10 protein-coding genes are annotated in these 12,365 nt (G+C 73.7%); 1 reads left to right on the top strand and 9 read right to left on the bottom strand.

The features are described 5' to 3' along the window. Positions 1-25: 25 nt before the first annotated feature. The 3 genes from KBX08_RS19100 to ald all read right to left on the bottom strand — a co-directional run bounded on the left by KBX08_RS19100 (position 26) and on the right by ald (position 3,248). Entirely contained in the window at positions 26-949 is a 924-nt protein-coding gene (locus KBX08_RS19100; RefSeq protein ID WP_124817891.1) for a ParA family protein, read from the bottom strand. A 179-nt stretch (positions 950-1,128) separates the two neighbouring features. After that, the gene (locus tag KBX08_RS19105; protein WP_210784820.1) at positions 1,129-2,094 is read right to left on the bottom strand and encodes a site-specific tyrosine recombinase XerD; all 966 of its coding nucleotides are present in this window, start codon (positions 2,092-2,094) and stop codon (positions 1,129-1,131) included. Between the two features lie 38 nt (positions 2,095-2,132). After that, positions 2,133-3,248, bottom strand: coding sequence for an alanine dehydrogenase (ald, locus tag KBX08_RS19110; protein WP_196927225.1), 1,116 nt, complete (start codon positions 3,246-3,248; stop codon positions 2,133-2,135). 280 nt (positions 3,249-3,528) lie between these two features. On the opposite strand from ald, the gene KBX08_RS19115 reads away from it, so the two are divergent. Further along, complete coding sequence (locus KBX08_RS19115) at positions 3,529-3,816, top strand: TM2 domain-containing protein (RefSeq protein WP_372492730.1); 288 nt, start codon at positions 3,529-3,531, stop codon at positions 3,814-3,816. Between the two features lie 84 nt (positions 3,817-3,900). On the opposite strand, the gene KBX08_RS19120 is transcribed toward KBX08_RS19115, so the two are convergent. The 6 genes from KBX08_RS19120 to KBX08_RS19145 all read right to left on the bottom strand — a co-directional run. Continuing rightward, positions 3,901-4,506 carry an NUDIX hydrolase gene (locus KBX08_RS19120; RefSeq protein WP_210784821.1) on the bottom strand — a complete coding sequence of 202 codons (606 nt, stop codon included), beginning with the start codon at positions 4,504-4,506 and terminating at the stop codon, positions 3,901-3,903. Further along, entirely contained in the window at positions 4,503-6,251 is a 1,749-nt protein-coding gene (locus tag KBX08_RS19125) for a CTP synthase (protein WP_210784822.1), read from the bottom strand. Before KBX08_RS19125 ends, KBX08_RS19120 begins: the two co-directional genes overlap by 4 nt. Positions 6,252-6,414: 163 nt before the next feature. Then, positions 6,415-8,829, bottom strand: coding sequence for a hypothetical protein (locus KBX08_RS19130; RefSeq protein ID WP_210784823.1), 2,415 nt, complete (start codon positions 8,827-8,829; stop codon positions 6,415-6,417). Further along, a complete protein-coding gene (locus KBX08_RS19135; protein ID WP_210784824.1) occupies positions 8,829-9,998 on the bottom strand; it encodes a glycosyltransferase family 4 protein in 1,170 nt (389 codons plus the stop codon). The genes KBX08_RS19130 and KBX08_RS19135 overlap by 1 nt, the downstream gene beginning before the upstream one ends. Then, entirely contained in the window at positions 9,995-11,680 is a 1,686-nt protein-coding gene (murJ, locus tag KBX08_RS19140; protein WP_210784825.1) for a murein biosynthesis integral membrane protein MurJ, read from the bottom strand. Before murJ ends, KBX08_RS19135 begins: the two co-directional genes overlap by 4 nt. Position 11,681: 1 nt before the next feature. After that, a partial coding sequence (locus KBX08_RS19145; protein ID WP_210784826.1) for a hypothetical protein occupies positions 11,682-12,365 on the bottom strand: 684 nt, incomplete at its 5' end.

The following is a 12,365-nucleotide window of genomic DNA, read 5'->3' on the forward strand; positions in this document are numbered from 1 at the left end:
ACGAGTCGGGCACCGGGCGTTCCGGCTACCGCTCCGACTGGGCGGCGATCACCTCGCGGGCCAGCTGACGGTAGTTACGTGCCCCGGAGGAGGCCGGGTCCATCGTCGTGATGGGGGCACCGGCCACGGTGGACTCGGGGAACTTCACCGTCTTGGTGATGACCGTCTGGTAGACCTTGTCGCCGAACGCCTCCACCACCCGCTGGAGGACCTGGCGGCAGTGCGTGGTGCGGCTGTCGTACATGGTGGCGAGGATGCCTTCGAGCTCCAGGTCGAAGTTGAGCCGCTCGCGCACCTTGTCGATGGTGTCCAGCAGCAGTGCCACACCGCGCAGGCTGAAGAACTCGCATTCCAGCGGGATGAGCACACCGTGCGCGACGGTCAGCGCGTTGATCGCCAGCAGGCCGAGTGACGGCTGGCAGTCGATCAGGATGTAGTCGTACTCCTTGCGGACCGTGCGCAGGACCCGGGCCAGGGCCATCTCCCGCGCGACCTCGTTGACGAGCTGGATCTCGGCGGCGGAGAGGTCGATGTTGGCCGGCAGCAGGTGCAGCCCCGCGACGTCGGTCTTGATGACGACGTCCTCGGCGAGGATGTCGTCCTGCATGAGCAGGTTGTAGATGGACAGGTCGAGGTTGTGCGGGTTGACGCCCAGCCCTACCGAGAGCGCGCCCTGCGGGTCGAAGTCGACCAGCAGCACCTTGCGGCCATATTCCGCGAGCGCGGCGCCCAGGTTGATGGTGGTGGTGGTCTTACCGACGCCACCCTTCTGGTTGGCCATCGCGATGATGCGCGCGGGGCCGTGCCGATCGGTGGGCATCGGCTCCGGGATGGGCTTGCGCATCGTGTAGGCAGCCGGGTCCGCAGGACCCAGGTCCGCGCCGAGCGTGGCCTGCTGCTCGCGGAGCTCCGACGTCCAGGTCTCGGCACGGTCACCGTTGCCAGCCATGTGCTCGTTGCCCCCTCCCGACGACCCACCCGGCGTCGGAGCCGTCCGACGTCCTTCGCGGCGCCGCTGCGCACCCCGGTCGTGTCGCTCCAGGAGGTCCGCGCCGATGCCGACTGTACGCCACCGACCAGCAGGGGGTTCGGCACCGGCCCGGCGTGTCGGCGTCGACCGCGACCGGTTCAGCCCTGGGCGCGCGGATGCGCGGTGGCGTACACCTCGCGCAACCGCTCCACGGTGACCAACGTGTAGACCTGGGTGGTGGTCACCGAGGCGTGGCCGAGCAGCTCCTGGACCACCCGGACGTCGGCGCCGCCGTCGAGCAGATGGGTGGCGTAGGAGTGTCGCAGGGTGTGTGGGGAGACCGCGGCCGGCCCGTCGACGGGCAGCCCGGCCCGGTCGGCGGCGCGGCGCAGGATGCCCCAGGCGCCCTGGCGGGACAGCGCGCCGCCGCGGGCGTTGAGGAACACCGCCGGGGTGCCCCGGCCGCCGGCGGCCAGCCCGGGACGGGCCCGGACCAGGTAGGCGCGGACGGCGTCGACGGCGTACCCGCCGATGGGCACCAGCCGCACCCGGCCGCCCTTGCCGCGCAGCAGCACCGTGCCGTCGTCGGTGTCGAGGTCGTCCACGGCGGCGCCGACCGCTTCGGAGATGCGCGCGCCGGTGCCGTACAGGAACTCCAGCAGCGCCCGGTCGCGCAGCGCGAGGGGCGCGTCGTCGCCGGTCGCGGTGATCGGGCCGGCGGTTTCCAGCAGCCGGACCACGTCGTCGACAGGTAGCGCCCGGGGCAGCCGCCGGGGCGGCGTGGGCGGGCGGACGTCGCGGCTCGGATCGGCGCCGGCCAGGCCTTCGCGCAGCGCGAAGCGGTGCAGGCCCCGTACCGCGCTGGCCGCGCGGGCGGCGGAGGAGACGGCGAGGGGCGGGTGCGCGTCGTCGCCGGCGCGCAGCCGCGCCAGGTGCGACTCGACGAGGCCGGCACCGACCGACGCGAGTTCGGTGACGCCGGCATGGGCCAGGGTGGCGAGATAGCGGTCCAGATCCCGACGGTACGAGGAGAGCGTGTTCGCGGAGAGGCCACGTTCGACGGTCAGGTGGTCGAGGTAACCGCGAACGGCACGGCGCAGCGCCGGCGTGGGTGCTGTGCCCACGCCGGCGGTGTCCGTGCCGCCGGTCAGCCCGCCACCGTTCAGGCCAGCGCGTCGGCCAGCGGGAGCACGTCCATGCCGTGCGCCTCGGCGACGGGGCCGTAGGTGACCTGTCCGGCGTGGGTGTTGAGGCCCAGCGCGAGCGCCGGGTCGTTGCGCAGCGCCTCGCGCCAGCCCTGGTTGGCCAGCTCCAGGGCGTACGGCAGGGTGACGTTGGTCAGGGCGTAGGTGCTGGTGTTCGGCACTGCGCCGGGCATGTTCGCGACGCAGTAGAAGATCGACTCGTGCACCTTGTAGACCGGGTCGGCGTGCGTGGTGGGGCGCGAGTCCTCGAAGCAGCCGCCCTGGTCGATGGCGATGTCGACAAGCACGCTGCCCGGCTTCATCCGGGAGACCAGCTCGTTGGAGATCAGCGTCGGGGCCTTCGTGCCGGGCACCAGCACCGCGCCGATGACCAGGTCGGCGTCGAGCACGGCGCGCTCGACCTCGTAGGCGTTGGAGGCGACGGTCTGCAGGTGGCCCCGGTAGATGGCGTCGGCCTGCCGTAGCCGGGCGACGTTCTTGTCCAGCAGCAGCACCTCGGACTGCAGGCCCAGTGCGATGGCGGCGGCGTTCATGCCGGAGACGCCGGCGCCGATGACAACGGTCTTGGCCGCGTACACGCCGGAGACACCGCCGGGCAGCACACCGCGCCCACCACCGGTGCGCATCATGTAGAAGGCGCCCATCTGCGGGGCGAGCCGGCCGGCCACCTCGGACATCGGGGCGAGCAGCGGCAGCGACCGGTCGGGCAGCTCGACGGTCTCGTACGCGATGCCGGTGACCCGGCGGTCGATCAGCGCGTCGGTGCACTCCTTGGAGGCGGCCAGGTGCAGGTAGGTGAAGAGCACCTGCCCCTCGCGCATCCGGTGGTACTCCTCGGCGATCGGCTCCTTGACCTTGAGCACCAGCTCGGCGGTCTCCCACACCTCGTCGGCGGTGGCGAGGATCGTCGCGCCGGCGGCGGCGAACTCCTCGTCGGTGATGCTGGAGCCAACCCCGGCGCCGGACTCGACGAAGACCTGGTGGCCGCTGCGGGTGAACTCGTTGACACCCGCTGGCGTGATCGCCACGCGGTACTCGTGGTTCTTGACCTCGCGTGGGATTCCGACCTTCACGATGCAGACACCTCTCTTCGGGGCTGCTCTCCCCCGACTGCTCGGTGCCACGACGGCCCCTTTGCCATCGCGGTACACCGGTCCTGCGGCGGCAGTCTAGGCGCGCCCGGCGCTGCCGCGAGCCAGCACAGTGACACCCGGTGCCCGGGTGTCCTGACGAAGTGTCAGGGCGCCGCCGGGATTCGGCGGACGAGCGTCACCTCAGCCGACAGGACAGTGTTTCACCATTATCGTCCCATCTGCCGGGCGGCGGTGCGGACAGCCGGCGAGTGGATCACTAATGTGTCCGCCCATGACCACTCCTCCTTACCAGCCCGGTTACCCCCAGCCGGGGTACCCACAGGGCGTCTCCGACAAGAGCAAGATCGTCGCGGGCATCCTCGGCATCCTGCTCGGCACCTTCGGTGCCGGTCGGTTCTACACCGGACACACCAAGATCGCCGTTCTCCAGCTCGTCGTGAGCCTGGTGACCTGCGGCGTCGGCGCTCTCTGGGGCGTCGTCGACGGCATCCTCATCCTGGTCAACGGCGGCACGGACGCCCAGGGCCGTCCGCTGCGCGACTCCTAGACCAACCAGCGAGAGGGGCCCCGCGGCTGACCGCGGGGCCCCTCTCGTGCGTACTCCCCCACCGGGCTGGACCGGCGACGACGCTCAGCGCGGCAGCGGCGCGTCCGACCGACGCAGCTGCGCGAAGCCGGTGTCCCGGGCGCGGGCCGCGGCCAGCAGCCCGGCCACCGCGGACGCGTTGGTGATCTCACCGGCCAGGACCATGGCGACCGCCTCGTCCAGGTCGATCCGGACGACCTGGAGGTCGGCCTCCTCGTCGTGGCGCTCGTGCCGCTCGTCGGCCGGCACGTCGGCGAGGTCGCGGGCCAGGAACACCCGGACGATCTCGTTGGTGAACCCCGGCGAGCTGTGCAGGTCGACAAGCACGTCGACCTGCCCGGCGGTGAGGTCGGCCTCCTCGGCCAGCTCCCGCAACGCGGCCACCGGCAACTCCTCACCGGAGACGTCCATCAGACCGGCCGGCAGCTCCCACAGGTGCCGCCCGACCGGGTGCCGGTACTGCCGGATCAGCACCACCTGGCCGGCGTCGTCGAGCGCCACCACTGCCACCGCCCCGACGTGCCGGACGAGGTCCCGCAGCCCGGTCCCACCACCCGGCATGGTCACCTCCTCGGTGACCACGTCGAAGATCCGCCCCCGGTACCGCTCCTCCCGGGAACGCACCTCGTAACGGTGCTCCAGGTTGCTCACGAGGTGGACGACGCCTTCGTCGCGGCGCCGTTGCGGGCGGCCTTACGCGTCGTCGGGGCCTCCGCCGCGTCCAGGTCGACCGGCAGTTGGTCGGCCTGCGAGTACGCCACAGCGGCCTTGACGAACGAGGCGAACAGCGGGTGCGGGCGGGTCGGGCGGCTCTTCAACTCGGGGTGCGCCTGGGTGGCCACGAAGAACGGGTGCAGGCTCCGGTCCAGTTCGATGAACTCGACCAGCCGGCCGTCCGGCGAGGTGCCGGAGATGTGCAGGCCCGCCTTGGTCAGCGCGTCCCGGTAGGCGTTGTTCACCTCGTACCGGTGCCGGTGCCGCTCGCTGATCTCGGTGCTGCCGTACGCCTCGGCGACGATCGAGCCCTCGGTCAACGTCGCCGGGTACGCGCCCAGCCGCATGGTGCCGCCCAGGTCGCCGCGACCGGCGACGATGTCCTCCTGGTCGGCCATCGTGGCGATGACCGGGTGGGCCGCCTGCTCGTCGAACTCCAACGAGTTGGCGCCGTCCAGGTCGGCCAGGTGCCGGGCCACCTCGATGGTCATGCACTGCAGGCCGAGGCAGAGGCCGAGCAGCGGGATGCCGGCCTCGCGGGCGTACCGGGCGGTGCCGATCTTGCCCTCGATGCCGCGGACGCCGAAGCCGCCGGGGATGAGGATGCCGTCCACGCCGGCCAACGCCGCGGCGGCGCCGGCCGCGGTGACGCACTCGTCGCTGGGCACCCAGCGCAGCTGCACCCGGGCCCGGTGGCCGAAGCCCGCCGCCCGGATCGCCTCACTCACCGACAGGTACGCGTCGGGCAGGTCGACGTACTTGCCGACCACAGCGACGGTGACGGTGTGCCGGGGACGGTGCACCCGCTCCAGCAGGTCGTCCCAGCTGGCCCAGTCCACGTCCCGGAAGGAGAGGCCCAGCCGGCGCACCACGTACGCGTCGAGCCCTTCCCGGTGCAGCACCTTCGGGATGTCGTAGATGCTCGGGGCGTCCGGGGCGGCGACAACCGCCTCGGCGTCCACGTCGCAGTAGAGCGACAGCTTCTCCTTGAGCTTCACCGGGATCTCCCGGTCACAGCGGAGCACTATCGCGTCCGGCTGGATACCGATGTTGCGCAGCTGCGCCACCGAGTGCTGCGTCGGCTTGGTCTTCAGCTCACCCGAGGGCGCCAGGTACGGCACCAACGAGACGTGCAGGTAGAAGCAGTTGTCGCGGCCCAGGTCGTGGCGGACCTGACGGATCGCCTCCAAAAACGGCAGCGACTCGATGTCGCCGACAGTGCCACCGACCTCGGTGATCACCACGTCGGGGACCTGGCCGTCCTCGTCCGGATCGGCCATCGCCAGGATCCGCGACTTGATCTCGTTGGTGATGTGCGGGATGACCTGGACGGTGTCGCCCAGGTATTCGCCGCGCCGCTCCTTGGCGATCACGTCCGAGTAGATCTGACCGGTGGTGACGTTCGCCTTGCCGGACAGCGCCCGGTCGAGGAACCGCTCGTAGTGCCCGACGTCGAGGTCGGTCTCGGCGCCGTCCTCGGTGACGAAGACCTCACCGTGCTGGAACGGGTTCATCGTCCCCGGGTCGACGTTCAGGTAGGGGTCGAGCTTCTGCATCACCACGCGCAACCCGCGCGCGGTCAGCAGGTTGCCGAGGCTGGAGGCGGTGAGGCCCTTACCCAGCGAGGAGGCAACGCCCCCGGTGACGAAAATGTGCCTGGTCGTCCGTGCTGATGGGGCCAAGGCCTGCTCCCGTGTCGTCTGTCGCGGTCATGCAGACCGCCGTGCTTGATCAGCAAAGTGATCACGCGATCCACGGGATTCGACGGTAACACCTCCCGGGCGGGTACCCGCAGGCCGCACCCCGGCTGCGACACCTCCGGGCCATCCGGGCGAGGCCCGCCGCTCAGGACGCGGCAACCTCCGTCGATGACCGGGAGACCTGCCGGGGCGCTACGGGCACCGTCGGCTCGGCGTCCGGCGTCGAGCCGCTCGCTGTCGGCCCGGCCGGTTCGTCGGCGTCCCCGCCTCGCTCGCCCGCAGTGTCCGACGCCGGTCGGGCGACCTTCGCCGGGGCGCTCGGGGGCGGGCCGGTGATCGGGCGGGGGTGCACGGCACCCAGTGGCCCACCGCCGCCGGTCGGACCGTCACCCCCACCGACCGGGCCGACCCCGCCGGACCCCGAGTCGTCGTCGGCGCCGTTGGCGCGGGAGCGGCCCGCTGCCGGGCGGGTCCGGTCCGCGGCGTGCCCGAGCACCCGTAGCGACGCCAGGGCGGCCATCGGCACCACCAGGGCGGCGGCAGCGCCCATCACGTCCAGGGCCGCGCCGTCGAGCACACCACCGAGCACCGCGGCGACCACAGTGCCGGCGAGCGCGGCCCGGACCGCCGGGTAGATGCCGAACAGCCGCATCAGCCCACCCCAGGGCTGCAACAGGGCGAACCACACCAGCAACCCGCCGGCCAGCGCCAGCACCGTCAGCGGGCTGTTGACCAACGTCTCGAAGTTCTCCGTGCTGGACCGGTGCACGGCGAACCCGCCGGTGCCGTCACCGAGCGCGGAGAGGAACCGACCGAGGCTGCCCCGCTCCGCCGCAGGACGCCGCAGGTCCACCACCGCGAACCCGATACCGACCGCAAGCGCGGCCATGGTGGCCCAGGCCAGCCGGCTGATCGTCAACCAGCCGCCGGCGCTGATCACGGCGGCGACGCTCACCCCGGCGGTGAGCGCGATCGCGCCGACCGGGTCGGCGCCCAGGTACGGGCTGCCGACCACCACCACGGCGAGGCCACCCACCGCCACCATCACCGCCGGCCGCCAGCCCCGATGCACCCGTTGGGCGAACCAGCCGCCGGTGACCAGCGCACCGGCGAGGAACACTCCCAGCCCCACGATGCTCAGCCCGGCGTACCGGCCGCCCTGCAACGCGGAGTAGCCGACCACGCTGTTGAGCTGGAGGCGGGCCCCGGTGAGCACGTCCAGCCCGACCACGAGCGTGGTGAGGCCGGCCACCGCTCCGAGCGGCCCGAGGGTGTTCGCGTACCCGGGGGCGAACCGCACCGCCGCGGTGCCGGCGGCCACCAACAGCGCCGTCACCCCGGCGAAGATCCACCCGGGGTGCTCACCGCGCCACCAGGGCACCGCGTCGGCCAGCAGCGCCGCCGGCACTGTCAACGCCGCGGCGACCAACAGCAGCTCCATCACCGCCACGATCCGCCCGGAGACGGGCGTCGGACCGGCCGGGCCGGCGTGCGGACGGGCCCGGCGCAGCAGCGGCAGCATCGCGAACGCCAGCAGCACCTGCACCCCGGCGAGCAACGTGAAGAACGCCCCGGACACGGAGCGCTGGGCGGCCGCCTCCCGGTCGGCGTTCGCCGGCGCGTTGATGGCCTCGGTCAGGTCGGCGGGACGGCCGCCGGTGCTGATCGCCGGACGGCCGAGGAAGAGCCGCTCCGGCATGGGCCGACCCAACGCGGCGAGGGCGGTCGGCGCGAGGTCGACAAGTTGCAGGTACCCGTCCCGGCCGGTGCTGGCCGAGGTGAGCCACCCCCGCTCCCAGCCCGGCCCGTCGGCGACCGCCACGTGCAGCCGGGCCGGCTGGGTGGTGTCAGAGATCCCCGCGACCAGCACCAACGACCGTGGGGGTCGCGCCGCCAGCACCCGGGCCAGTTCGGCGTCCGCCGCGCGGGCCTCCTCGGCGCGGGTGGCCGGGTCGGCCCCCTTGACGGTGCCGAGGTCGACGATGCTCAGCACACACGCGCCGAGCAGCGGCCGCGGGTCGGCCGGCAACCCCGAGGCGTACCGGTCGACGCGGCCGAACGGTCGGGCGGCGGCCACTGCCGCGCCCGGGCCCACGGCGACGGAGCACCGCACCGACTCGGACAACGAGCCCGGCATGGCGCCCCAGGGCAGCCGCTGCTGGTTGTACTGGACCACGCTCTCCTGGTCGGGCAGGTTCGCGCCGATGCCGTCCGGTTGTTCCACAGTCACTGCCGCCGACGGGCAACCGTCGACCGACCGGCTGCCGTTCCACGCGGCGAAGCTACCCGCGCCCAGTGTCAACCAGCCGTCCACCGGGCAGGTGGGCCGGTGCGCGGAACGCACCGACAGTGAGCCGATCGAGCCGTCCTGGGCCATCCGCCACAGCGTCGGAGTGCTCTGCGGATCCACGTCCTCCCAGCGCAGCCCGGCGATCCCGGCGAGCACCACGAAATCGGCGGTGCGTTGCGGGGTGCCCTGGGGTGGGCGGGCGGCGAGCGCGGTGACGCCCAGCGCCACCACGAGCACTGTCAACAGGGCGGGGGCGAGTCGGCGCAGCATCACCGGTGTCCCGTTCTCGGGGCGTCGGAGCCCGGGGCGGCCGCCGGACCGCCGGGATTCCCGGCCAGCTCGGCGTAGAGGGCGGCAAGCGTGGCGACGGTGTCCGCCTCGGTCGGCCACGTCGCCGCCCGTTCGGCGCCACGCCGGCCCAACTCCGCCCGCGCCGCCGGGTCGTCCAGCAACGCGCGTACGGCCGCGTCGACAGCGTCCACGTCACCGGCGGGGACCAGCGTGGCGGCGTCGCCGACCAGGTCCGGGAGCCCGCCGACAGCGGTGGCCACCAGTGGCACGCCGGCGCGCAGCGCCTCCTGGGCGAAGAGTTGCCGCGCCTCCCAGTCGCTGGTCACCACCGCCAAGTCGGCGCCGGCGAGCAGGTCGGCCACGTCGGTGCGGTGCCCCAACAGGGTCACCGGGGCGCGGGCGGCGGAGGTCCGCGCGGCGAGCGGCAGATACGCCGGCCCGCTGCCCGCGATCACCACGACCGGCGGCGGGGTACGCGTACGCCAGCGGGCCGCCGCGTCGATCAGCACGTCGTAGCGCTTCTGCGGGTGCAACCGACCGACCGAGACGATCAACGGCTGGTCCGGGCGGACGCCGAACTCGGCGCGTACCGCCGCCGGGCGTCGACGCGGCGCGGGCAGTGTCGGCGCGGCGACCGGGGCGAGCCGGGCGTCGGCGGCGCCCACCTCGGCGGCCCGTCGCACCAGATCCGCGGAGGCGCCGAGCGCCACCCGCACGCCCCGGGCGACCACCCGTTCGACGAGCCGGGACACCCCGCCCCGCAGTCCCCCGGCGAGCACCGCGTTGTGCCAGGTGACGATCAGCGGGGCGGCCGGACGGGCCAGCACGGCGACCAACCCGGCCCGCAGGCCGTGCGCGTGCACCACGTCGACGTGAGCGGCGGCGAGCGCCCGGCGCAGCGCGAGCACCGCCCGCCCGTCGGCCGGAGTCGGGCTGGCCGGGATCTCCACCGGCTCGAACCGCGCACCCACACCGGTGAAGTCGAACTGCTCCTGAGTGGCGGCAGGCCCGCAGACCAGAACGGTGGCGCCGCCCGCGACGAGGCCACGGGCCACCGAACGGACATGCTGGCCCACCCCGCCGGTGCTGGACGCGAGCACCAACGCGACGGTGCCCGACCAGCCGGCAGGCAGAGCTGGCTCAGTCATCGCGTCGCCGTCTCCTTCCCGTCGCCCCGCTCCGCGGAGCCCGCGCCCGGTGTCGGCGCACCGCCGGACGGCCCCCGCCGGCCCAGACGCCGCAGCACCCCGGCGAGCAGTGGCTGTACGTCCCGCCGGTCGACGAACCAGACCACGGCGAGGAACACAACCCCAACCAGAACCCCGGACAGCATGCCCTGACCGAACGCCGCCGCCGTCGTCGGGGTGCCGCCGTCCGACTGGTCGAGCCAACGGCTGAGGCCCAGCCCGGCGAGCCCGGCGAGCACACCGGCGAGGCCACCTGCCGCCCCGGCCCGTGCGGCTCCCGCGAGGGCGGGACGGCCGGCGCTGCGCAGCACCGCCACGAGCAGCAGGGCGCCGAGCACCAGCATCCCCACCGAGTTCGCGGACGTCACAGCGAGCACCCGGTCGGCGGTGGGCAGCAGCACCGTCAACGGCAGCGCCACGGCCGGAACGACCAGCCAGCCGAGGGTGATCGCCACCGTCGCCGACCGGGTGTCGCCGCGCGCGTACAGCGCCCGGGACAGCACCGCGAACAAGCCGTAGCCGAGCAGACCCGGCGCGAACCCGCTGATGGCCGCCGCGGTCGACGCCGGATTGTCCGGGTAGAAGAGGGCGGCGATCGGCTGCGCGGTGCCGATCAACGCCGCGACGCCCAGGCAGCTGAAGAGCAGCACGCCCCGCACCGCGCCGGAGAGGGTCCGTCGATAACCGTCCTCGTCGCCGGCGGCGCTGGCGGTGGCCAGCGTGGGATAGGACGCCACCGCCAACGGCACGGCGAGGACCGCCCACGGCAGCAGGTAGATCGCCTGGGCCAGGTTGAACACCTGGGGGGAACCGGTGGGTCCTCCAGAGACCCGGTTGAGGACCACCAGGAGCGCGACCTGCTGCGCGGCCACCGTCACCGCGCCGGCCGTGGCGAGCCCGCCGATCCGCGCCCGCGCGTCGGCGGTGAAGGCGTACCCGAACCGGGGCCGGAGCCGCAGCCGTCGCAGCGGGATCAGCAGCGAGAGCGACAGCACGACCACGCCCAGGGTGGTGCCGCCGGAGAGGAGCAGTTCGCCGCTGCGGCCGACCTGGGCCACGGACACCCCCCGCCCCTGAGCGGCCCCGAAGGCCACGTAGACGACGACCACGGTCAGGCTGGACAGCAACGGCGCGATGACCGGCCAGGCGAAGCGTCGGTGTGCCTGCAGGACGCCGGTGAGCACGATGCCGATCCCGTACAGCGGCAACTGCGGGGCGAACACACGCAGCATCCGGGCGCCGGCGGCGAGTTCCGCCGCCGATCGTCCCTCGCTGATCAGCGAGATGATCGGGTCGGCGAACAGGGCGACGAGAACGGCGAGGGGAACCAGCAGGCTCACCGTCCAGGTGAGCAGGGCGCCGGTGGTCGCCGCCACCGTCCGCCGGTCCTCCGCCGCGACCGCCCCGGCCAGCAGTGGCACGACCAGGCTGGCCAACGCCCCGCCCGCGACGATCTCGAAGACGATGTTCGGCACCGTGTTGGCGATGACGTACATGCCGCCGAGGTCGCTCTGTTCGACCACCCAGGTGAACACGGCGGTGCGGCCGAAGCCGGCGAGTCGGCTGGCCACGGTGAGGACGGCGATGAGCGCGGCTGCCCCGGCCAGCCGGCCGGCGCCGGCGAGGGGTGCCGGTCTGGTCACGTCAGTCGGCGCGTCGGCCCAGTGCGTCGAGTTCGCGGAGCCCCGGGGTCCGCTGGATCACCGCGGTGAAGCTGACCTTCTCGCTGGCGGCGGTGAGCCCGGCCAGGACGGCGAGCAGACCGGCCCGGCCGAGCGGGCCGGTACGGGCGGCGAGCGCGACGCCGAGCACCGCCCCGAGCGCGTTCGCGCCACTGTCGCCGAGCATCACGTCCTCGGCCAGGTCGTCGCGGAGCAGGCCGGCGGCGGCGCCGGCCGCGCCCGCGGCGATCCCGCCCTGCGGGCCGCCGGTCAGCGGCGCCGCGAGCAGCAGCCCGGACTTGAGGGCGCGGCCCGGCCGCAGGTCGAGCAGGTTGAGCAGGTTTGCCGTGCCGGCGATCACGCCGGCACCGAGCAGCACGTCCACACCCCGGCCGAACGCACGATGCCGCTGCCGGCGCGGGTGCGCGGCGACCCGGGGGTCGGCGGCGAGCAGCGCGGCGGCGCCCAGCCCGGCGGCGCCCACCCCGACGACCTTGACCAGACCGGCGGTGACCCGCCCCTCGCGCAGCGCGGCGAGGTGCCCGGCGAAGCCCTTGGCGGCCTTCTGCTCCGGCCGCGCGCCGACCACGTCGTCGTACAGGGCGACGCCGCCGGCGCCGCGACCGGCGAGCAGGGCGGCCCCACCGGCGGCTCCGGCGGTGGCACC

The sequence above is a fragment of the Micromonospora sp. H61 genome, assembly GCF_018070325.1.
In the GTDB taxonomy this organism is placed as follows: domain Bacteria; phylum Actinomycetota; class Actinomycetes; order Mycobacteriales; family Micromonosporaceae; genus Micromonospora; species Micromonospora salmantinae.